The organism is Ilumatobacter sp. (assembly GCF_965215205.1).
In the GTDB taxonomy this organism is placed as follows: Bacteria; Actinomycetota; Acidimicrobiia; order Acidimicrobiales; family Ilumatobacteraceae; genus Ilumatobacter_A.
The window spans coordinates 3,258,470-3,279,082 of record NZ_OZ244049.1; the positions used below are offsets into that span (position 1 = coordinate 3,258,470).

Annotated in this window: 20 protein-coding genes and 2 pseudogenes; 1 reads left to right on the forward strand and 21 read right to left on the reverse strand. The window is 71.4% G+C overall.

Annotation, left to right across the window (positions count from 1 at the left end):
* Positions 1 to 70: 70 nt before the first annotated feature.
* From ACOOHC_RS15145 to rplM, 6 genes are all read right to left on the reverse strand, one after another.
* Positions 71 to 1,804: a class I adenylate-forming enzyme family protein gene (locus tag ACOOHC_RS15145; protein WP_420451239.1), complete on the reverse strand. Its 1,734-nt coding sequence runs from the start codon at positions 1,802 to 1,804 to the stop codon at positions 71 to 73.
* Between the two features lie 64 nt (positions 1,805 to 1,868).
* On the reverse strand, positions 1,869 to 2,240 hold the full coding sequence (locus ACOOHC_RS15150) for a holo-ACP synthase (protein ID WP_420451240.1): 372 nt from the start codon (positions 2,238 to 2,240) through the stop codon (positions 1,869 to 1,871).
* Positions 2,237 to 5,644, reverse strand: coding sequence for an SIS domain-containing protein (locus ACOOHC_RS15155; protein ID WP_420451241.1), 3,408 nt, complete (start codon positions 5,642 to 5,644; stop codon positions 2,237 to 2,239). The genes ACOOHC_RS15150 and ACOOHC_RS15155 overlap by 4 nt, the downstream gene beginning before the upstream one ends.
* A gap of 138 nt (positions 5,645 to 5,782) precedes the next feature.
* Entirely contained in the window at positions 5,783 to 7,105 is a 1,323-nt protein-coding gene (glmM, locus tag ACOOHC_RS15160) for a phosphoglucosamine mutase (RefSeq protein WP_420451242.1), read from the reverse strand.
* 31 nt (positions 7,106 to 7,136) lie between these two features.
* Complete coding sequence (rpsI, locus tag ACOOHC_RS15165) at positions 7,137 to 7,529, reverse strand: 30S ribosomal protein S9 (RefSeq protein WP_420451243.1); 393 nt, start codon at positions 7,527 to 7,529, stop codon at positions 7,137 to 7,139.
* Between the two features lie 34 nt (positions 7,530 to 7,563).
* Positions 7,564 to 8,010 carry a 50S ribosomal protein L13 gene (rplM, locus tag ACOOHC_RS15170; RefSeq protein WP_420451244.1) on the reverse strand — a complete coding sequence of 149 codons (447 nt, stop codon included), beginning with the start codon at positions 8,008 to 8,010 and terminating at the stop codon, positions 7,564 to 7,566.
* Positions 8,011 to 8,295: 285 nt separating this feature from the next.
* On the opposite strand from rplM, the gene ACOOHC_RS15175 reads away from it, so the two are divergent.
* Positions 8,296 to 10,413, forward strand: a complete 2,118-nt coding sequence (locus tag ACOOHC_RS15175) for a putative bifunctional diguanylate cyclase/phosphodiesterase (protein ID WP_420451245.1) — start codon at positions 8,296 to 8,298, stop codon at positions 10,411 to 10,413.
* 28 nt (positions 10,414 to 10,441) lie between these two features.
* Here the strand turns inward: ACOOHC_RS15175 and truA are convergent, their stop codons facing one another.
* The 15 genes and pseudogenes from truA to rplO form a co-directional block, all read right to left on the reverse strand.
* Positions 10,442 to 11,335: a tRNA pseudouridine(38-40) synthase TruA gene (gene truA / locus ACOOHC_RS15180; protein WP_420451246.1), complete on the reverse strand. Its 894-nt coding sequence runs from the start codon at positions 11,333 to 11,335 to the stop codon at positions 10,442 to 10,444.
* Between the two features lie 26 nt (positions 11,336 to 11,361).
* Positions 11,362 to 11,727: pseudogene (gene rplQ / locus ACOOHC_RS15185) on the reverse strand (50S ribosomal protein L17); the annotation flags it as partial.
* 31 nt (positions 11,728 to 11,758) lie between these two features.
* A complete protein-coding gene (locus ACOOHC_RS15190) occupies positions 11,759 to 12,682 on the reverse strand; it encodes a DNA-directed RNA polymerase subunit alpha (RefSeq protein WP_420451247.1) in 924 nt (307 codons plus the stop codon).
* 105 nt (positions 12,683 to 12,787) lie between these two features.
* Positions 12,788 to 13,405, reverse strand: coding sequence for a 30S ribosomal protein S4 (gene rpsD, locus ACOOHC_RS15195; protein WP_420451248.1), 618 nt, complete (start codon positions 13,403 to 13,405; stop codon positions 12,788 to 12,790).
* A gap of 14 nt (positions 13,406 to 13,419) precedes the next feature.
* On the reverse strand, positions 13,420 to 13,815 hold the full coding sequence (gene rpsK / locus ACOOHC_RS15200; protein WP_420451249.1) for a 30S ribosomal protein S11: 396 nt from the start codon (positions 13,813 to 13,815) through the stop codon (positions 13,420 to 13,422).
* Between the two features lie 16 nt (positions 13,816 to 13,831).
* A complete protein-coding gene (gene rpsM / locus ACOOHC_RS15205) occupies positions 13,832 to 14,212 on the reverse strand; it encodes a 30S ribosomal protein S13 (protein WP_420451250.1) in 381 nt (126 codons plus the stop codon).
* A gap of 27 nt (positions 14,213 to 14,239) precedes the next feature.
* On the reverse strand, positions 14,240 to 14,353 hold the full coding sequence (gene rpmJ, locus ACOOHC_RS15210; RefSeq protein ID WP_015440432.1) for a 50S ribosomal protein L36: 114 nt from the start codon (positions 14,351 to 14,353) through the stop codon (positions 14,240 to 14,242).
* 15 nt (positions 14,354 to 14,368) lie between these two features.
* Positions 14,369 to 14,593: a translation initiation factor IF-1 gene (infA, locus tag ACOOHC_RS15215; protein WP_040493585.1), complete on the reverse strand. Its 225-nt coding sequence runs from the start codon at positions 14,591 to 14,593 to the stop codon at positions 14,369 to 14,371.
* Between the two features lie 175 nt (positions 14,594 to 14,768).
* Positions 14,769 to 15,476, reverse strand: a complete 708-nt coding sequence (locus ACOOHC_RS15220; protein WP_420451251.1) for a TetR/AcrR family transcriptional regulator — start codon at positions 15,474 to 15,476, stop codon at positions 14,769 to 14,771.
* 61 nt (positions 15,477 to 15,537) lie between these two features.
* A pseudogene (locus tag ACOOHC_RS15225) lies at positions 15,538 to 15,903 on the reverse strand (DUF393 domain-containing protein); the annotation flags it as partial.
* Positions 15,904 to 16,021: 118 nt separating this feature from the next.
* Positions 16,022 to 16,687, reverse strand: a complete 666-nt coding sequence (locus tag ACOOHC_RS15230) for an adenylate kinase (RefSeq protein WP_420451252.1) — start codon at positions 16,685 to 16,687, stop codon at positions 16,022 to 16,024.
* 9 nt (positions 16,688 to 16,696) lie between these two features.
* On the reverse strand, positions 16,697 to 18,022 hold the full coding sequence (gene secY / locus ACOOHC_RS15235; protein ID WP_420451253.1) for a preprotein translocase subunit SecY: 1,326 nt from the start codon (positions 18,020 to 18,022) through the stop codon (positions 16,697 to 16,699).
* Between the two features lie 214 nt (positions 18,023 to 18,236).
* Positions 18,237 to 19,235, reverse strand: a complete 999-nt coding sequence (locus tag ACOOHC_RS15240) for a hypothetical protein (RefSeq protein ID WP_420451254.1) — start codon at positions 19,233 to 19,235, stop codon at positions 18,237 to 18,239.
* A 101-nt stretch (positions 19,236 to 19,336) separates the two neighbouring features.
* The gene (locus ACOOHC_RS15245; RefSeq protein ID WP_420451255.1) at positions 19,337 to 19,957 is read right to left on the reverse strand and encodes an RNA polymerase sigma factor; all 621 of its coding nucleotides are present in this window, start codon (positions 19,955 to 19,957) and stop codon (positions 19,337 to 19,339) included.
* A gap of 145 nt (positions 19,958 to 20,102) precedes the next feature.
* Positions 20,103 to 20,612 carry a 50S ribosomal protein L15 gene (gene rplO, locus ACOOHC_RS15250; protein WP_420451256.1) on the reverse strand — a complete coding sequence of 170 codons (510 nt, stop codon included), beginning with the start codon at positions 20,610 to 20,612 and terminating at the stop codon, positions 20,103 to 20,105.
* Position 20,613 lies beyond the last annotated feature (1 nt).

Consider the following 20,613-nt stretch of genomic DNA (forward strand, 5'->3'; position numbering starts at 1 on the left):
CGCATCGCCCCCGCCGCGGCCCCGCCGCGGCCCCGCCGCGACCCCGCGGCGGGGCGACGACCGACCGGCGTCAGGCGAGGAGCGTGTCGCGCAGCTCGCGCTTGACGAACTTGCCGTTCGCGTTGCGCGGGAGCTCGCTGTCGAGGAACCACACGCGCTCGGGGATCTTGAACTTCGCGAGCGTGCCGTCCAGGAACGACCTCAGTCCGTCCTCGTCGAGGGTGCCTCCCGGCGTCCTCACGATCGCGATGCCGACGATCTCGCCGAGGCGATCGTCGGGCACGCCGAACGCCGCCGCCTCCGCGACGTCGGGGTGCGCGTAGACGGCGGCCTCGACCTCGGAGCAGTAGACGTTCTCCCCGCCGCGCAGCACCATGTCCTTGGCCCGGTCGACGATGAACACGAAGTCGTCGTCGTCGATCTCGGCGATGTCGCCGGTGCGGAACCACCCGTCGCGGATCGCGTCGGCGGTGGCCTCCGGTCGGTTCAGGTACCCCTTGATCACCACCGACCCGCGCACGCTCAGCTCACCGCGGACCCCCGGCCCGGACACGATGTTGCCGTCCTCGTCCTCCAGGCGGGCGTCGAGGCACGGCACGACCCGCCCGCACGAGGCCGGCTTCGCGAGGTAGAGCGCGCCGGAGTTCGCCGTGACGATCCCGTGGGTCTCGGTCAGGCCGTAGCCGGTGCTCGGCGCTCCCCCCTTCAGCGACTTCCCGATCTTCTCGACGAGGTCCGGCTGGACGGGGGCACCGCCGCCGCCCATGCCCATCACGGTCGAGGTGTCGCGGCGCTCCCAGTCGGAGTGCATCAGCATCTCGCGGCTCATCGTCGGGACGCCGGAGAACGTCGTGACGCCCTCGCGCTCGATCAGCTCGAGGGCGCGACCGGCGTCCCACTTGTACGTGAACACGATCCGCGCGCCGGTGAGCGTCGCCGGCTGCAGCAGGCAGTTGTTCGCCGTGACGTGGAACAGCGGCGTGGGCGCCATGTAGACCATCTGGGGCCCGTCGGCGTCGATCGTGGCCCGCCCGGGAGGGCTCGGCAGACCCGCCTTCGTCGCCGCGAGGGAGGCCACCGCGGCCATGAACGCGAGGTGCATCACGTTGTGCACCGAGCCGCGGTGGGTGAGCTGGGCGCCCTTGGGGAACCCGGTGGTGCCGGAGGTGTAGAAGATGCACACGTCGTCGTCGGGGTCGATGTCGACCGGCGGCAGCGAGTCGGGTGCGCCGGCGGCGTCGACCACGTCGTCCCACCGGGCCGCACCGCTCGGCAGGTCGCCGTCGTGGCGGGTGACGACGATCGGCAGCTCCAGGGCGTCGTCGTCGCCGCGGAGGTCGTCGAGGACGGGAACGACCCGCTCCAGGCGCTCGTCGTCGCAGATCAGCAGCTTCGGTCGCGAGTCGGCGAGGCCGTACACCATCTCGTCGCTGGTCCACCACGCGTTCATCCCGACGCAGGCGGCGCCGACCGACACGATCGCCCAGTAGGAGAACACCCACTCCGGGTAGTTGCGCATCGCCAGCGCGACGCGGTCACCGGGCTCGACGCCGTAGTCGTCGACGAGCGCGCGGGCGAGCGAGCGGACGATCGCGTGGGCCTCGGCGTAGGTGTGGCGCTCGTCCTCGTAGACCACGTAGTCGCGGTCGCCGTACCCGGCGGCCGCCTCCCACAGCGCCCGCATCGACGGCGGAGCGGTGGGGAACACGCGCATCGGGACCCCGCGGACCTCGATCTCCTCCATCTCGAAGGGAGCGCCGGGGGCGGTCAGCTCGTTCCAGGCGGCGGTGTACTCGTCGATCATCCGCCCATGTTCGCAGCGTCGGCCCCGACGGGGAGAATCTGCGCGGTCGTCGGCTCGCTCGAGCTCACTGCGCGACGACGTAGGCGCCCGCCGTCGAGTCGGAGTGGGTCAGCGACAGGTGCCACCGGGTGACCCCCGCGTCGTCGGCCAGGCGCCGCGCGGTCCCCTCGACGACGAGCGACGGCGCACCGGACTCGGCGCGCGACACCCACACGTCGTGGAAGCCGAACGCTCCGAGACCGAGCCCCAGCGCCTTCATCGCCGCCTCGCGGGCGGCGAACCGGGCAGCGAGCGAGGGGACCGGGTCGAGCTTGGGCTCCACGTAGGAGAGCTCGTCGGAGGTGAACAGCCGGGCGCGCATCGACGGGGTGCGCGCGAGCGAGGCGCGGAACCGCTCGATGTCGACCAGGTCGATCCCGATCCCGACGATGCTCACCGAGGCGCGCGCCACAGCTCGGCGGTGTCGACGATCGGTCCGACGAGCAACCGCTCCACCCCGATCTCGCCCAGCAGCGACTCGTCGAAGTCGCCCTCGGTCTCGGTCACGGTGTCGACCAGGCGGTCGTAGCGGCGGTCGTAGCCCTGGAGCACGCCGCGCATCACCTCGGCCGGGAGCGTGTCGTGGAACCTCACGTGCAGCAGGGTCAGCCCCGTCGTCTCGTTGCCCTTCACCTCGGGGACGAACACGAGGGTGCGCCCGTCACGCCGGCCGGTGCCGACGAGGACGTCGCGCTCGGTCGCCACCCGGTGCTTGGTCCCCCTCAGCCGGCTCACGTCGTCGACGCGGCTGGTGAGGTCGCGCGACACCCCGCCACGATCGATGATCGAGATGGTCTGGGTGCCCATGTCGATGCCGTAGCGCGTGAACCCGCGCACGTCGACCACCGCGGGGTCGAGGTCGGCGAGGATCTTCAACGTGCGGTAGCTGAGCACGTCGCGACCCGCCCCGGCCGCCAGCACCGCCTGGACCAGGGGGCGGCCGATGATCCCCTCGTCGCTGCGCGAGATGCCCACCGTCACCGTCTTCGCCTGGTGCTTGATCGTGTCGACCGGGCGAGTCAGCTCGTCGATCGCCGAGGTCAGCGAGATCACCAGGTCGTCGATCAGCGTCGCGGGGGTGGCGACCTTGCCCGTGGCGCGCTGGTACGCGTGGACGGGTCCGTCCGAGAGCACGTGCCCGAGCAGCCGCGACAGCCCGACCGCGGTCGACGCCTCGAGGTGGCCGTCGTAGAGCCCTGCGCGCAGGCCGTCGTGGAAGCTCTCCGCGATCGCGACGAGCTCGCTGCCGAGGCGCTCGAGCGCCTCGTCACCCGACAGGCCGAGCCCGACGAGCTCCTCGATCATCTCGCGCGCCGAGCGCAACGGGTTCGCGGAGGCGTCGATCGCGAGCGCCGCCTCGTAGCCGAACAGGTGGCCGACCATCGCCGAGAGCACGAACCCGAGGGACGGGTCCACGCGCGGGACCTCGATCACCGCGTCGGCGCGGTACCGCGTCTCGCCCTCCGTCGCGAACACGATCGGCGTGGCCTTGTGCGCCGAGAAGATCGCCACCTCCTTCGCGACGTCGTCGGCGGTCGACCCCTCCAGGCCGGCGGCGCACACCAGGATCAACGGCTCCGACGACAGGTCGATGTGCTTCTTGTCCTCCGTGGAGTCACAGGCCATCGACTTGTAGCAGAGCTCGCTGAGCTTGATCCGCACCTCCTCGGCGGCCACCTTGTTCGGCCCGTTGCCGACCACGGCCCAGTACCTCTTCGACGGGGCGAAGCGCCGCGCCGCGTCGGCGATCGACGAGCGGCGACCGAGGGTGGCGCGCATCGCGTCGGGCATCGTGCGCAGCGCGGCGAGGAGCTGGGTGCGGCGCCCGGCGTCGCCACGGCCCGACGCCTCCGCGATCGCGCACGCGAGCAGGGCGCCGGCGGCCACCTGGGAGTAGAACGCCTTGGTCGAGGCGACGCTCATCTCCACGTCTCGACCGTCGGAGGTGTACATCACCCCGTCCGCCTTGTCCGTCAGGTCGGACCCGCGACGGTTGACGATCCCCACCACGTGGCCGCCGCGCGAGCGCAGCAGGTCGACGGTCCGGTTCGTGTCGGTCGTCGTCCCCGACTGGCTGACCGCGATCGCCAGGGTGTCGCCCATGTCGAGGCGGAGGTGGAAGCCCGACAGCTCGGTCGCGGTGATCGCGTCGACGTCGATCTCGTCGCCGAGGAGCTCGGCGAGGATGGCGGCCGTGCTCTGGCCCGCCACCGCGGCCGTGCCCTGGCCGATCACGCGGATCCGGGTGATCGTCCCGTCGGCCAGGCGGTCCGTGATCGACGGGGGCAGCGCGCGCTCCCCGACGACGGCGCGCAGCGCGCCGGCGGGGTCGGCGGCGTCGATCGACGCGATCTTGCCGCGCAGGGTCTTGGCGAAGCTGTCGGGAGCCTCCCCGATCTCCTTCAGCAGGTAGTGGGGGGCGAGGCCCCGGTCGATGTCGCGCGTCGTCACCTCGGCGGTGATCACGTCGTCGTCGCCGACGGGGATCTCCGATCCGTCGTAGGAGCACCGGTGGACGCCCGACAGCTCGCCGGCGTCGCCGGCGTCGACGGTGACGATCTCCCCGCCGCGCTCGCCGTCCATGCGCACGTACCGCGACGTCTCCTCGACCACGCCGTACGGCTCGCTCGCGACGACGTAGCAGTCCTCGGCGAGCCCGACGTAGAGGCCCTGGCCGCTCCCGCGCAGGGCGAGCAGCAGCGTCGAGGGGGACGCGGCCGTCATCGCCGCGATGGCGACGGAGCCCTCGAACGTCGACACCGTTCGCCGGAACGCGTCGACGGCACCGAGGCCGTCGGCGAGGCGCCGGGAGGTGATCGTCGGGATGACCTTGGCGTCGGTGGTGATCGGGGAGGGGATCCGCAGATCGTGCTCGGCGCGCAGGTCGCCGTGGTTGTCGACGTCGCCGTTGAGCGCCGCGACGACGTAGGGGCTGGCGGACCCCTGCTGCTCGGCCCCGCTGCGCTCGACCTCGACGGAGTTGAGCGGGTGGGTGTTCGGTTCGCTGATGATGCCGACGCTCGCCCACCGGGTGTGGCCGACGAGCGAGACCCGCGACCCGCGCGACGACACCGCCCGCCGCAGGAGGCCGTCGGACACGAGCGCCGCACGCAGCGCGGCGGTGTTGTCCCCGAGCTCGCCGATCTCGGCGGCCTGCTTGTACACGAACGACAGCACCGAGCGGCCCTCGGCGTCCTGGGTGGACACGACCGCGTGCGACTCGAACAGGGGGTCGCGGCCCCGCTCGGCGACGAGCGCCGCCAGCGAGTCCGCGTCGATGTCGTGGCCCCACACGAACAGGTGGATCCCCGCCGAGTCGCGGCCGCGGACCTCGAGGCGGTCGAGCGAGGAGAACGCCTGCTGGACGACGAGGTAGGCGCGCACGGCGTCGACGGTCGCGTCGCGCCCCGCGAGCGCCTCGACCTCGCGCGCCGCGCGCAGTCGATCGTGGCGGATCGCCCACACCACGTCGCGCAGCGCGATCAGCTCGGCGTTGGCCGCCTCGAGCGCCTCGGCCGAGACGTCGCCGGCTCCACGGTCGAGCTCGGCCTCGCGCTCGCGCGAGACCTCGTCCAACCGGTCGAGGCGCCGCACGATCGCGCCCACCAGATCGGGTTGACCCCGCAGCGCGAGGACCCCGGGCACCCCGCGCAGCGCGGCGTCGACCTGGTGCAGCGCCTCGATCGCCGACACGAGGTCGGGCACCGCCTGGACGGCGTCGTCGAGGCCTCCGAGCAGGTTCTCCGAACGGGGCGTCGAGCGTCGCGAGGGTCGGCTGACGACGCCGATGATTCCGCACATGGCCGACCACGCTACTCACCTCGCCCACTCCCCGAACGGCGCTCGCCACGACCCCTCCGCTCCGCCGGCGCATCGCCGCCGTGGTCCGACCCCGTCCGTGACGGGCGGGCCGGTCGGTCGGGGTGTCGAGGCGGGAGGTCAGGCGAAGCGGGCGCGCACGATCTCGGCGAGGTCGTCGGCGGCGCGCTGTGCGCCGTCGGCGTCGGCGGCTTCGACCATCACCCGGATCAGCGGCTCGGTCCCGCTCGCACGCAGCAGCACCCGTCCGGTCCCCGCGAGCTCGGACTCGACGCGACCCACCTCGGCGGCGAGGCGCTCGGCGACGTCGGGCACCCGCTCGCCGACGGCGACGTTGACGAGGACCTGCGGGAGCGACGTCATCGCGGACCGCGCGACCTCCGCGAGCGGACGCCCCGAGCGGGCGACGACGTCGAGGAGCACGAGCGCGGTCAGCACCCCGTCGCCCGTCGTCGCGAGCTCGGGGAACACGACGTGGCCGCTCTGCTCACCGCCGAGCGAGTACCCGCCGGCCGCGAGCGCCTCGAGCACGTAGCGATCGCCGACGCGCGTCTCCACGACACGGATCCCTGCGTCCTCCATCGCGAGGCGGAAGCCGAGGTTCGACATGACGGTCACCACGACGGTGTCGTCGCGGAGTCGACCCCGGTCGCGGAGGTCCTCGGCGCAGATGGCGAGCACGTGATCCCCGTCGACGACCCTGCCGAGGTGGTCGAGCGCGATCAGCCGGTCGGCGTCACCGTCGAGGGCGATCCCCGCGTCCGCCCCGGTGCGCTCGACGTGGGAGGCGGCGAAGCCCGGGACGGTGGCACCGCACCCGTCGTTGATGTTCCTGCCGTCGGGACGATCGGCGACGACGACCACCTCGGCGCCGGCGCGGCGGAGCACTTGCGGCGCGACGGAGTGGGCGGCGCCGTTCGCGACGTCGAGCACCACGCGCATCCCCTCGAGGCTGCGTCCCTCGAGCGCGGACAGCACGTGGTCGACGTACGCCCGCACGTCGTGCGTCGTGGACACCTCGCCGACGCGCTCGGCGTCGGGGGGCGTCGGCGCGGATCGCGCCAGCTCGGATTCGATCAGCTCCTGCACGTCGTCGGCGAGCTTGGTCCCACCGGGTGCGAACAGCTTGATCCCGTTGTCGCGGTACCCGTTGTGCGACGCCGACACGACGGCGCCCATCGCCCCGCGCCGTCGCGCCTCGTGGGCCACGAGGGGGGTGGGGGCGACACCGAGGCGCACCACGTCGAGACCGGCGGCACGGAACCCACGGGTGACGGCGTCCTCGAACGCCGGGGTGGACTCGCGCGTGTCACCACCGACGACGACCTCCCTGCACGCGGCGCCACCGAGGACCGTCGCGGCGCTGCGGGCGAGGTGCTCGGCGAACGCCGTGGTGAGCTCGGTGTGGGCGACGCCGCGGACCCCGTCGGTCCCGAACCTCACGATACCGCCGACCGGACGAGCTCGGCGCGGCTCAGCGCTTGGTGAACTGGGGCGCCTTGCGGGCCTTCTTCAGGCCGTACTTCTTGCTCTCCTTCTTGCGCGGGTCGCGCGTGAGGAGGCCGGAGGTCTTGAGCACGTTGCGCGACTCGGGGTCGATCTCGACGAGCGAACGGGCGATCGCCATCCGCAGCGCGCCGGCCTGCCCGCTCGAGCCGCCGCCGTGGATCGTGGCGGTCACGTCGTACGACTCGCGCGTCTCGGTCACCGAGAGCGGCTCGGCGACGACCTTCTGCGACGCGTCGGTCGGGAAGTACGCCTCGAGCGACTTGCCGTTGATGGTGAACTGCCCGGTTCCGGGGCGGAGCTGGGCGCGGGCCACGGCACGCTTGCGGCGGCCGGTGGTCTGGGTGAGCGGTGCGGTCATGTTCGTCCTCTTCCTCGTCGTACGTCGACGCCGCTCAGCGGGCCTTCGCGTGGTCGATCGACAGCGGCGTCGGCTTCTGTGAGCCGTGGGGGTGGTCGGGTCCGGCGTACACCTTGAGCTTCGTCAGCTGCTGGCGCCCGAGGGGCCCCTTCGGCAGCATCCCCCGGATCGACTGGCGCACCGCCTCGGCGGGCTTGCGCGCGTGCAGCTTGGCGTAGGACTCGGACTTGATGCCGCCCGGGTAGCCCGAGTGGCGGTACTTCATCGTGCGCTCGGCCTTGCCGGAGGTCATCACGATCTTGTCCGCGTTGATCACCACGACGTGGTCGCCGGTGTCGATGTGCGGGGTGTACATCGGCTTGTGCTTGCCCTTCAGCAGTCGTGCCACCTCGGTGCACATCCGACCGAGGACCATGCCCTCGGCGTCCACCACGTGCCACTGGCGGTGGATCTCGCTGGCTCTCGGACTGTAGGTCGCCATGTCGTGTCGTCGCTCTCGTGTGTCGGTGCGGCCCGGTCGGCCGGTGGTGGTGCCGGACTGGGCCGAGCGCTTCGCGCGGTCCCAGCATCCGTGGAGGGACCGGTGGCCCGCTCCAGGGAACCACGCAATGCTACGGCCGCCGTCGGGCGGCACCAACGCCGCCGTGCGGCGGCGTGCTGGCGCGCCGTGAGCCGCTCCCGAAGGGGCGGGCCCCGAGAACCGCCACCCTCGATGCACATCTGGCCACGAAACGTTGCCGATTTGCCTATGATCGGTGGTTCTCCCATGACTGACAGTGATCAGCGGGACGATCGGTGGAGCGATGCGCCGGGGTTCGCCGTGATGCTCGACTCGCCGTCGGCGGGTCCGCGCCCCGAGCTCGTCCTCGACGCCCTCCCGGATCCGGTGCTCGTCATCCAACCCGACGGGATCCTCTGCGACGTGACGTCCGAGGTGACGACGATCGTCGGGTGGGAGCGCAGCGAGCTGGTGGGTCGATCGGTGCTCGACCTGGTCCACCCCGACGACCTCGCGCTCGTGCTCTCGTCGATGGGCACGGTGGCCGGCAAGGACGTCGGTGAGCTGCTCTCCGTCAGGATTCGCACGTCCGAGGATCGGTGGAGGACGGTCGAGGTCCACGGCCGCTTCGCCGCGCTCGGCGGCCACGAGCGCATCGTGATCGTGGTCCGCGACATCGCCGGCCGCCATCGCTTCGACGTCGGGAGCGGTGACGCCGAGGTCATGCGGACCGTGATGGCGACGATGCACGGGATGATCGCCCTCGTCGAGCCGGACGGGCGGTTGCGATCGATCAACGGGGCCGTGACCCGGGTCCTCGGCTACGACCCCGAGCTGATCATCGGCGAGCCGTTCATCGACTTCGTGCACCACAGCGACCGCCCCCAGGTGCGCGAGACGGTCGCGGCGACGACCACCGGCGACACGATCGAGGTGAGCGCCCGGTTCCGCGACGATCGCCACGACCGGCGCTCCGACGACGACGACCACGTCACCTGCGAGTTCACCGTCACCAACCTCACCACCGAACCGACCGTCGGCGGCTTCGTCGTGTCGGGGCACGTCGCGACGGCTCTCCACGACGCGCAGCGCCGCGTCGACTTCCTCGCCGAGCACGACAGCCGGACCGGCCTGCTCAACCGCGACGGCTTCCTGCGCGCCGCGGCCGACCTCGTCGAGCAGGGCGGCGGTCTCGGCCTGATGATCGTCGACGTCGTCGCGTTCCGGGCGATCAACGAGCTCTACGGCGAGGACAGCGGCGACGAGGTGCTCTCCGCGATCGCGCAGCGCATCGACGAGATCCGGTGGCCGGATCTCATCGTGGCGCGCTTCGGTGGCGACGAGTTCGTCCTCGCCGTCCGCTCGGCGGACCCGAGCTCGATCGAGAAGCTCGTCGAGCGGATCCGACGCGACGTCGAGCGGCCCGTGTCGATCGGCGTGCAGGAGATCAAGATCGCCCTGCGCACCGCCATCGCCTTCGAGCCCCTCCCCCAGGCGCTCGACAACCTCCTGGCCAACGCGAGCAACGAGCTGATGCGGGTCAAGCGCAACACCGGGCGCACGGCCGGGGGTGCGTCGCCGTCGCTGCGCAGCCGCCGCCAGCACCTCGACGAGCTCAAGGCCGCCCTCCACGCGGGTCAGATCTGTCCGTTCTTCCAACCGATCGTCTCCGCTTCCGGGCGCATCGACGCGGTCGAGGCGCTCGTGCGCTGGGTGCACCCGGTGCGCGGGGTCCTCGGAGTCGACCAGATCCTCCCTCTCGCCCAGATGGCCGGGCTCGCCGAGCAGGTCGACGAGCACGTGTTCTCCGCGGCCGTCGCCTTCGCCCGTCGGCTCGCGGACGAGGGTCATCCCGACGTCGAGGTCCACCTGAACGTCGATCCGAAGGTCATCGCCCAGCCCGACTTCGCGTCGAGCTTCCTGCGGCTCTGCGCCGGTGCCGGCGCCGACCCCGGTCAGATCGTCGTCGAGCTGACCGAGACCGATCTGCTCGCCCCCGGGGTGAGCTCGCTCGACAACATGCACGAGCTGCGTCGAGCCGGGACCCACGTGGCGATCGACGACTTCGGCACCGGGTACTCGAGCCTCTCGCACCTGCTCGAGCTCCCGGTCGACGGGGTCAAGATCGACCGCCGCTTCGTGGCCGGGATCGACGTCGACCCGGCGGCCACCAACCTGACCACCGCCATCCTCGGGCTCAGCGACAGCCTCTCGCTCGCCTGCGTCGCGGAGGGCGTCGAGCAGCCCTACCAGCGTGATCGCCTGGCCGCGCTCGGGTGCCGGGCGTTCCAGGGATGGCTCTACTCCCCGGCCGTCCCGGCGGACGACCTCGTGGCGATGCTGCCCCGGATCGACGTGGGCCGCCCCGCCCCCGTCGAGAGCTGAGCGATCGATCCTCGGCGTGCCGGCGCGGTCACGCGTCCCAGCGCGTGCCCCGGTCGTCGACGTGCCACAGGACCAGTCCCGTCGGCGGCGCGACCGGACCGGCTGCGGCACGGTCTCGCCGCTCGAGCGCCGTCGCGACCGACTCGGGCGACCGGCGTCCACGGCCCACCTCGACGAGGGTGCCGACGATGCTGCGCACCATCTGGTGGCAGAAGCTCGTGGCCGCGACGTCGAAGCGCAGCACCGACCCCGCCTCGTGCCCGCCCGGCTCGACCGCGCCGGCGCCGGCCTGGCGGCTCCACTCGGCGTGGCGCAGGATCCGCACCAGCGACGGCTCGGGGCGCTCGTCGCGCACCTTCACCCGACGACAGAAGCTGGAGAAGTCGTGCTCGCCGAGCAGCAGGGCGGCACCGGCGTTCATCGCGTCGAGGTCGAGCCGATCGGGCACGTGCCAGCTCGAGCGGGCGAGGAGCGGGTTCGGGTGCCGGGCGCTCCACACGTGGTACCGGTAGGAGCGCGACGTCGCGGAGAAGCGCGCGTCGTAGTCGTCGTCCACCCACCGCGCCTCGCGCACCGCGATCGCGGGTCGGCGCATGGCGTTGACCGAACGGGCCAGGCGCTCGGGATCGACCCCGGCCGGGAACCGGCCGGTGACCACCTGGCCCCACGCGTGGACGCCGGCGTCGGTGCGCCCGGCGGCCGTCAGGTCGAGCTCGGCGCGCACCACCTGCTCGAGGGTCCGACGCAGCTCGCCCATCACGGTCACCACCCCGGCCGACTCGGCGAGCCCGTGGAAGTCGGTGCCGTCGTACGACACCAGCAGCCGCAGGTTGCGCCGCCCGTCGGGACCGCCACGCGCGTCGAGGTCGTGACGCGACGGGGCCCCCGGGTCGGACGGATCCGAACCCGGGGGCCCCACCACGACGTCGGCGCCGGTCGTGCCGCTCAGACCAGCTCGATGCGCGCCATCTCGGCGTTGTCTCCCGAGCGCGTCCCGAGCTTGAGGATGCGGGTGTAGCCGCCGTTGCGCTCCATGTAGCGGGGGGCGACGTCGTGCACGAGCTTGTAGGTCATCTCGCGGTCTCCGAGGAAGCCCTGGATCTGACGGATCCGGTGGACCTGCATCGGACCCTCCTCCTGGGCCTTCTTCGCCTTGGTGATCAGCTTCTCCGCGATCGGGCGGAGGTGCTTCGCCTTGGCTTCCGACGTGGTGATCGCCTCGGCGGCGAACAGCGACGCGGCGAGGTTCGCCATCATCAGCTTCTGGTGCGACGCTGAGCTACCGAAGCGGCGGGAGCGGCGGGGAGTGGGCATGATCGTGTTCCTTCTTCGTCGATCCGACGGCTCAGCCGCGCAGCGTCAAGCCGCGCTCGTCGAGCTTGGCCTTCACTTCGTCGAGGCTCTTCTGGCCGAAGTTGGTGATGTTGAGCAGGTCGTCCTCGGTCTTGGTGAGCAGCTCGCCCACCGTGTTGACCTGGGCCCGCTTGAGGCAGTTGTTCGGGCGCTCGGACAGGTCGAGGTCCTCGATCGGCAGGTCGAGGTCGGGCGAGGAGACGGCGACGTCGACGACCTCGCCGAGCTCGAGGCCCTGCGGCTCGTCCGACATCGTCGCGACCAGCTCGGTCAACGCCTGCAGCGTCGCGCCGGCCGAGGCGAGGGCGTCGGAGGGGCTGATCGAGCCGTCGGTCTGGATCTCGAGCACGAGCCGGTCGTAGTTCGTCGCCTGCTCGACTCGGGTGGGCTCCACGTCGAACGACACGCGCCGGATGGGGCTGAAGATCGCGTCGATCGGGATCATCCCGATCGTGCGGCTGTCGTCCTCGCGCTTGCTCGACAGGTAGCCGCGGCCCTGCTCGATGGTCAGGTCGATCGCCAGGCGCGCCTTGGAGTTGAGGGTCGCGATGTGCAGACCTCCGTCGAGCACCTCGACGTCGGCCGGGCACTCGATGTCGGCGGCGGTCACCTCGGCGGGGCCGCGCACGTCGAGGCGAGCGGTGACCGCCTCCTCGGCGACCGAGGTCACGACGACGTCCTTGAGGTTCAAGATGATGTCGGTGACGTCCTCGGTGACGCCGGCGATGGTGTCGAACTCGTGGAGCGAGTCGTCGAAGCGGACGATCGTGATCGCGGCACCGGGGATCGACGACAGCAGGGTGCGGCGGAGCGAGTTGCCGAGGGTGTGGCCGAAGCCGGGCTCCAGCGGTCCGACCGCGAACCGCTGGCGGTTGTCGGACTCCTCGCCGAGGGCTTCGATGGTGGGACGCTGCATGACGAGCATTGGTTCCGGGGCCTTTCGAGGTGGTGCGTGTGTTCGTGGTCGTGTTCTGCGGCGGGACGGGGTCGGGCGCGCGCGCCGCGCCCCGGGTCCGAGCGCCTACTTCGAGTACAGCTCGACGATGAGCGACTCGCGCACCGGGATGTCGATGTGGTCGCGCTCGGGGAGGCTGCGCACCGTGACCTGCTTGCCGCCGTCACCCTGCTCGAGCCAGCCCACGAGGGAGCGGTCGAGGGTGTCGATGTTGTGCTGGACGACGATCATCTTGGCGGCCTTCGCCGACAGCGACACGACGTCGCCCTTGCGCGACGTGTAGCTCGGGATGTCGAGCCGCTTGCCGTTGACCTGGATCAGGCCGTGGTTCACGAGCTGGCGAGCCTGGGGGCGCGTCGAGGCCCAGCCGGCGCGGTAGACGACGTTGTCCAGGCGCTGCTCGAGCAGCCGCAGCAGGTTCTCACCCGACGGGCCGTCGAGGCGCACGGCCTCGTCGTAGGTCTTCTTGAACTGGCGCTCGAGGACGCCGTAGATGTACTTCGCCTTCTGCTTCTCCTGCAGCTGCGCGAGGTACTCGCTGCCCGAGTTGCGCCGGCGCGTGCGGCCGTGCGCGCCGGGCGGGAACGGACGGCGCTCGAGGACCTTGCGCCCCTTCTCGTTCTCGAAGATGTTGGTGGAGAGCCGGCGCGAGACGCGCAGCTTGGGTCCGGTGTAGCGAGCCATCGTTCAGACCTCTCTCATCCGCGCCGGCGCTTGGGCGGGCGGCAGCCGTTGTGCGGGACGGGGGTGACGTCCTTGATCGAGACGACCTCGATGCCGGTGCTCTGGATGCTGCGCACCGCGGCGTCGCGGCCCGAGCCGGGGCCCTTGACCTGGACCTCGGCGCGGCGCAGGCCGTGCTCCTGCGCGGCGCGCGCGGCCTTCTCGGCGGCGAGCTGGGCGGCGAAGGGCGTGCTCTTGCGGCTTCCCTTGTACCCGGCGACGCCGGAGCTCGCCCATGCGATCACGTTGCCCTGGGGATCGGTGATCGACACGATCGTGTTGTTGAACGACGACTTGATGTGGATCACACCGGTCGTGACGTTCTTGCGGTCGCGCTTGCGCGGGCGACGTGCTGCTGTGGGCTTGGCCATTACCGGGTTCCCTCGTTCACTTGCGGACTGCCTTCTTCTTGTTCGCCACCGTCCGCTTCGGGCCCTTGCGGGTGCGGGCGTTGGTGTGGGTGCGCTGACCGCGGACCGGCAGGCCCTTGCGATGGCGGACGCCCTGCAGCGAGCCGATCTCGATCTTGCGCTTGATGTCGCCCTGCACGTTGCGGCGCAGGTCGCCCTCGATGATCAGGTTCTGGTCCACGTAGGACCGGATGCGGTTGACCTCGTCCTCGGTGAGGTTCGAGACCTTCGTGTCGCGCTCGAGCTCGAGCTCGTCGCAGATCTTCTGCGACGTGGCGAGCCCGACGCCGAAGATGTAGGTGAGCGAGATCTCCAACCGCTTCTCGCGGGGGATGTCGACGCCGGCGATGCGTGCCATTTCGTGTGCTCCTCGTGGGCTCTCTCGTCAGCCCTGGCGCTGCTTGTGCCGGGGGTTCGTGCAGATGACCATGATGCGGCGATGGCGACGGATCACCTTGCAGTTGTCGCACATCGGCTTGACGCTGGGTCGGACTTTCATGTGGTCTCTACTCGTTCACTTGTAGCGGTACGTGATGCGACCGCGGGTGAGGTCGTACGGGGTGAGCTCCACCTGGACCTTGTCGCCTGGCAGGATGCGGATGTAGTGCATGCGCATCTTCCCGGAGATGTGCGCGAGCACCTCGTGACCGTTGTCGAGCTCGACCTTGAACATCGCGTTCGGCAACGACTCGAGGATCTTCCCCTCGAGGACGATCGCATCTTCCTTTGGCTTTGGCAGGGCTCTCTCCTCACCGATGGGACGTGGTGACTGGTTCGGATCGGTCCGCGGGGTGCACGGCCGACCGGGTGGCGGGCGGTTCCGACGACGACAGCCGTCGCGGCCTGCGAACAGACCGGCGAGCAATGCTAACGCTCGATCCCCGCGACTCCACGCGCGGCGGCCCCGCCGGCCGTCACCGTGGGCGGGAGGGCTCCTCGGGGTCGTCGGCGGCTCCGTCGCGGTGGTGGCGAGGCGGGCGCGCGCCCGAGGGATCGGGGTCGACGAGGGTCCCGCGCATCAGCGCCATGACGCTGTCGATCGCACGTCGCTGGCGCTGCGCCGACTCCGAGGTCCCCTCGGTCAGCCCGACGAGCACCAGGCGGATGAACTCCTCGAGCAGACCGACGTCGTCGGGGTCGACCTCACCGGTCGCGACCCCGCACTCGACGATGTCGACGAAGAACTGCTCGCGGGCCGCATCCGCCCGCTCCAGGCGCTCGCGGACCTCGGGGTGCCGCCGCAGGTCGGAGCGCACGACGCCGACGAAGCGCGCCAGGCTGGGATCGCGCTCGTTCATCTCGTGGGTCGCGTCGAGGACGGCCTGCAGCTTGGCGAGGAACGTGCTCTGCGAGGCCTCGGCGACCTGGAAGCGGCGGTAGATCCGCTGCTGCATGTCGGAGTGCACGAGCAGGTAGAGGTCGAGCTTGGATTCGACGTAGTGGTACAGCGCTCCGGTGGTGATCCCGGCGGCGGCCGCGAGGTCCTTGTTGGTGACGGCGGCGTAGCCCCGCTCCCCGAAGAGCTGGCGTGCGCCGTCGAGGATCGCCTCGCGCGTCTCGGACGACTTCGTGTGGGGCGGCCGACCGCGTCGACGCGGCGCAGGTGCGTCCGGGTTCACCACCGACCAAGTATGACGGAGGGCACACCTGCCCCCCGCAGCGGACCGGAGCGCATGCGTCACGTCACCCCACCGGCTCGCACCCGCCCGGGTGAGCGGCGCACCACGGGGTGTCTCCCGGCAGGCGGCTCCGGTTCGCCGCGATCACCTCGTACAGCCGGTCCAGCAGCCACCCCGCGCCGGGGATCCGCCACACGAGCAGCGGCGCTCCCGTGTTCCAGGCCACCGCGAGCATCAGCGCGACCGCCCGCGGCCCTCCTGCGGCGACGCCGCCCGGTCCGGTGGAGCCGCCGCCGCCACCACCGACGGTCCACGCCGAGCGCTGCGTCTGCTCCACGGTGAGACCGGTCCGGTCGTGGACACCGGGCACCTGGGCGGCGACGATCTCCACCCGGTGGTGCCGATCGAGACGGTCGAGCCACCTGGCCGACCTCGTGCAGAAGCCTCAATGGCCGTCGAAGACGAGGATCGCGGTGGCGGGCACCGTCGACGGCAGCGATCCGTACATCAGCGTGCGAGCCTACGGCGTCGGCGGGTCCGCACGGGCCTCAGCGGCGGCTGTGCTCGACGGCCTTGACCAGCCGCTCGAACACCGCGTCGGGGTGGCCCACGCCGTTGACCACGGCGAGTCGCCCCTGGTCGCCGTAGTGCTTGATCAGCGGGAAGGTCTGCTCCTCGTAGAGGTCCAGGCGCCGGTTCACCGACTCGGGGGTGTCGTCGTCGCGCTGCATCACGTCGCCACCGCACACGTCGCAGATCCACGGCGTCGGGTCGTCACCCGTCGAGGTGTAGTTGGTGCCGCAGTCGCGGCAGACGCGCCGCGACGAGATCCGCTCGAGGACGATCTCGCGCGGGACGTTCAGGTCGAGGACCACGTCGATCGACTTGCCGATCTCGTCGGTGATGTCGTCGAGCGCGCTCGCCTGGTCGATCGTGCGCGGGAAGCCGTCCAGGATGTAGCCCCGGGTGTCGGCGTCGGGGGCCTTGAGGCGGTCGCGCACGATCCCGATCATGATGTCGTCCGACACGAGGCCGCCGGCGTCCATGACCTCCTTGGCCTTCACCCCGAGGTCCGAGCCCTCGCGCACCGCGGCGCGCAGCATGTCACCGGTCGAGATGTGGGGGACGACGAAGTGCCGGCTGAGGCGCACGCACTGCGTGCCCTTGCCGGCACCCTGACGGCCGAGGATGATGAGGCGAGCGCCCGGGATCATGCCCGCGACCTACTTCAGGAAGCCTTCGTAGTTCCGCAACGTCAGCTGGCTGTCGATCTGACGCATCAGCTCGAGCGCCACGCCCACCGAGATGAGCACGCTCGTCCCGGCGAAGCCGAACGAGTTGACGTCGGCGGCGATCAGCAGCAGGTACGGCAGGACGGCGATCACCGCGATGAACACGGCTCCGGGCAGGGTGATCCGGTTGACCGCCTTGCCGAGGTAGCGCTCGGTCTGCGGACCCGGGCGCACACCGGGGATGAACCCGCCCTGCTTGCGGAGCTGGTCCGCCTGGCGGACGGGGTCGAACGCGATCGAGTTGTAGAAGTACGCGAAGGCGATGATCATCAGCGCGAAGATCGTCACGTAGACGAGGTTCTGGGGGTTGACGATGTAGCGCGTCACGAAGTCCTGGATCTGCCCCCGCCAGCTCTCGGGGCTCGCGCCGCCGAGGACGTTCGACAGGATCACCGGGAGCAGCAGGATCGAGCTCGCGAAGATGATCGGGATGACCCCGGACTGGTTGACCTTGAGCGGGATGTAGGTGTTCTGACCGCCCATCATCCGCCGGCCGACCACGCGCTTCGCGAACTGGACGGGGATCCGTCTCTGCCCGAGTTCGACGAACACCACCGCGATCACGATGCCGATGGTCAGGATCACCATCGCCGCGAACCAGAACACCCCCTTGAGCTGGAGGATCCCGAGGAACCCCCCCGGCAGCGAGGCCACCACCGACGCGAAGATGACCATCGACATGCCGTTGCCGATGCCGCGCTGGGAGATCATCTCGCCGAGCCACATCAGCACCGCGGTGCCCGCGACGAGGGTCGGGATGATCAGGTAGCCGCGCGGCCAGATGCCGTCGCGCAGCAGGGGCACGTTGGTCGGCGGGCCCTGGGTGAAGAACGCCTGGCCCTGGCCGGTGCCGAAGATGAACACCAGGCCGGTGGCCTGCAGCGTCGCCAGACCGATGGTGACGTAGCGGGTGTACTGGGTGATCTTGCGCTGCCCGACGGCGCCCTCCTGCTGCAGCTGCTCGAGCTTCGGGATGACCACACCGAGCACCTGCATGATGATGCTCGCCGTGATGTACGGCATGATCCCGAGCGCGAAGATCGAGAACGACTCGAACGCCCCGCCGGAGAAGAGGTTGAGGAACCCGAGCGCACCCTGCTCGCTCGCCGACGACCGCAGCTGCTCGATCGCGATCGGGTCGACGCCGGGGACCCGGATCGCGACGCCGAGTCGGTACACCGCCACCATCGCGACCACGAACAGCAACTTGTTGCGCAGATCGCTGATCTTGAAGATGTTCAGCAGGTTGGAGAGCATCGGTGTCCTTGGCGGTGGCCGGGGCGGGGTCGGTCGTCGCGAGCACGGGGGCGCGAGTCAGGCGGGGAGGCTACCACCGGGTCACCCGGATCGCCGGGGAGCGAGCGGGGGGTCGACGCCGCCCGGACGGAGCCCGTGGACGGCGAACGCCCGGCCCGCCGCAGCGGACCGGGCGCGTGGCCGGTGGAGGGGGCTCGAGCAGCGCGCTGCCCGCTCACCCCCCGCCCTTGCCGTTCCCGCCACCCTTTCCGCCGCCCTGGTTCCCGCCACCCTGTCCGCCGCCCGGGTTCCCGCCACCCTGTCCGCCGCCCTGGTTCCCGCCACCCTTGCCGCCGCCCGGGTTCCCGCCACCGTCCGACGAGCCGCCGCTCGTCGCCCCGCCAGATCCGTCGGCCGCGGCCGTCTTCCCCGCTGCCTTCGCCTGCTTCTCCGCGGCCTTCGCCTCGTCACGAGCCTGCTTCTCCGCGGCCTTCGCCTCGTCACGAGCCTGCTTCTCCGCGGCCTTCGCCTCGTCACGAGCCTGCTTCTCCGCGGCCTTCGCCTCGCTGTCCGAGGCGTCGTCGGCGCCATCGTCGTCGTGCTCGCCGTCGGCGCTCGCGCCGCACGACGACCTCGCCGCGTCCTCCACGTCCTGCGCCGTGCGCCCCGGCATCCGGGCGACCGAGCTCACCGTCCGACCGTGGTTCCCGTCCGCGCACCCACGCTCGTCGAAGGCGGTGTCGGGATCGTCGACGAGATCGACGCCGTCGTCGTCGCGGTCGACGGTCGTGGACGTCGTGGGCCCGCTGGTCGTCGTCTCCGAGACGGTGGTGGTGGTCACGTCGGTCGGGCCGACGTCCGAGGTCGGGACCTCGGTGCCGGGGACGCTGCTCGTGGTCACATCGCTCGTCGGGACGTCCGAGGTGGGGACCTCGGTGCCGGGGACGTCGGTCGTGACCGTGTCGTCGGAGGACCCGAAGACGAGGTCCGCGATGTCGACTCCACCGGGTCCGGCCGCCGCGACGCCGCCGAAGCCGATGACCCCGGCTGCGATGAGCGTCGCCACGCGCGCCGGCCGACCCGCGAACCGCCGCCGCAGCGGCACCACGTTCGACGCCGACGAGCCGTCGACCATCGCCTGCACGACCCGCGCCTCGTGCGCCAGCTCCTCCGGGACCGCCGGACGCCTCAGCGCCTCGACGATCGGGTCGATCTCGTTCCCGCTCTCCGCCACGACCACATCAACGACGCCGGGCCCCTCCGCGTTACAGCGCGCTCGGATCTTCGTCGATGCCCCCCGTCACGCCGAGGTGGGGTGCCGTCCCCGGCTCGGGTTCACACGGCGCCGTTCGTGTCCGCGGTGGTGCCCCGGGCACCCTCCGACGCACGGCCCGAGGAGGGGCCGGGGGCCGGATCGGCCGTGGCCAGCGCGTCGCGCAGGCGCGCGACGCCACGATGCGCGAGCACCCGCACGTTGCCCTCGGACTTCCCCGTGATCTCGGCCACCTCGGGAACCGACAGGTCCCACACCACCCGGAGCATCACCGCCTCGGCCATGTCGGTGGGGAGGTCGGCGAGCATCGTCAGCGCGGCGTCCAACGACAGCGCCCGCTCGTCCGGGGGGACCTGGTCGTCGGCTCGCTCGTGTGCCTCGACGGCGGCCCGGACCCGCTCGCGACGTGCGGCACCCCGTCCGGCGTCGATGTTGCGGCGGTGCGCGATCGCGAAGATCCACCGTTGCAGGCCCGTGCCGTCGCCCGAGAACCGATCGAGCGAGCGAGCCACGTCCACCCACACCTGGCTCGCGACGTCGTCGGGCTCGCCGCACCGCAGCCCTCGCAGGAAGCGCAGGACCTGGGGGTTGTACGTCCGCCAGATCTCCGCCAGCGCGTCGCGATCCCCCTCTCGGGCTCGGGCGATGGTCGACGGCGCGACCGTGGGATGTTCGGTGACCATGCTGGGATCATCGGCGCCCGGACGACTGAGTTCAAGATGCTACCACCGAGCGGGCGGCACCCGGAGCCGTCCCGGACGCGCAGGACCCGCACGGACGAGCCGTGCGGGTCCTGCGGCGACCTCGAGCGGGCGGACCCGCGGGACGTCAGCGGTTCATGAACTGGTTGCCCTGCGCCGCAGGACGGCCGGCGCGGCCCTCCTCCCTGAACGGGAGGGTGATCATCGTGATCGAACCGCCGGCGGCCTCGATCGCCTCCACGGCCGACCTCGACGCGGCGTGCGCGCTGACCTCGAGCGCGCTCGACACCTCGCCACGGGCCAGGATCTTGACGAACGAGCCCTTGCGGACCAGCCCGTGCTCGGCGAGCACCTCGGGGGTGATCGCCCCGTCCACGCGCTCGGCCAGATCGGCCAGGGTGTGCAGGTTGATCGCCTGGTACTCGACGCGGAACGGGTTGTTGAAGCCCTTCAGCTTCGGCACCCGCTGCTTGAGCGGCATCTGACCGCCCTCGAAGCCCCGACGCACCGTGTTGCGGGCACGCTGGCCCTTCGTGCCGCGGCCGGCGGTCTTGCCGCCCTTGCCGCCGATGCCGCGCCCGACGCGCTTGCGGGATCGGGTGGAGCCCTCCGCGGGCTTCAGATCGTGGACCTTCATG

Coding starts and splice junctions, on each gene's coding strand:
- rpsK (WP_420451249.1), bottom strand. CDS start 13,815: ATGGCCAAGCCCACAGCAGCACGTCGCCCGCGCAAGCGCGACCGCAAG.
- secY (WP_420451253.1), bottom strand. CDS start 18,022: ATGCTCTCCAACCTGCTGAACATCTTCAAGATCAGCGATCTGCGCAAC.
- ACOOHC_RS15230 (WP_420451252.1), bottom strand. CDS start 16,687: ATGATCCCGGGCGCTCGCCTCATCATCCTCGGCCGTCAGGGTGCCGGC.
- ACOOHC_RS15190 (WP_420451247.1), bottom strand. CDS start 12,682: ATGCAGCGTCCCACCATCGAAGCCCTCGGCGAGGAGTCCGACAACCGC.
- ACOOHC_RS15155 (WP_420451241.1), bottom strand. CDS start 5,644: ATGTGCGGAATCATCGGCGTCGTCAGCCGACCCTCGCGACGCTCGACG.
- rpsD (WP_420451248.1), bottom strand. CDS start 13,405: ATGGCTCGCTACACCGGACCCAAGCTGCGCGTCTCGCGCCGGCTCTCC.
- rpsM (WP_420451250.1), bottom strand. CDS start 14,212: ATGGCACGCATCGCCGGCGTCGACATCCCCCGCGAGAAGCGGTTGGAG.
- rplM (WP_420451244.1), bottom strand. CDS start 8,010: ATGGCGACCTACAGTCCGAGAGCCAGCGAGATCCACCGCCAGTGGCAC.
- ACOOHC_RS15145 (WP_420451239.1), bottom strand. CDS start 1,804: ATGATCGACGAGTACACCGCCGCCTGGAACGAGCTGACCGCCCCCGGC.
- rpsI (WP_420451243.1), bottom strand. CDS start 7,529: ATGACCGCACCGCTCACCCAGACCACCGGCCGCCGCAAGCGTGCCGTG.
- ACOOHC_RS15175 (WP_420451245.1), top strand. CDS start 8,296: ATGACTGACAGTGATCAGCGGGACGATCGGTGGAGCGATGCGCCGGGG.
- ACOOHC_RS15245 (WP_420451255.1), bottom strand. CDS start 19,957: ATGGTCACCGAACATCCCACGGTCGCGCCGTCGACCATCGCCCGAGCC.
- rplO (WP_420451256.1), bottom strand. CDS start 20,612: ATGAAGGTCCACGATCTGAAGCCCGCGGAGGGCTCCACCCGATCCCGC.
- rpmJ (WP_015440432.1), bottom strand. CDS start 14,353: ATGAAAGTCCGACCCAGCGTCAAGCCGATGTGCGACAACTGCAAGGTG.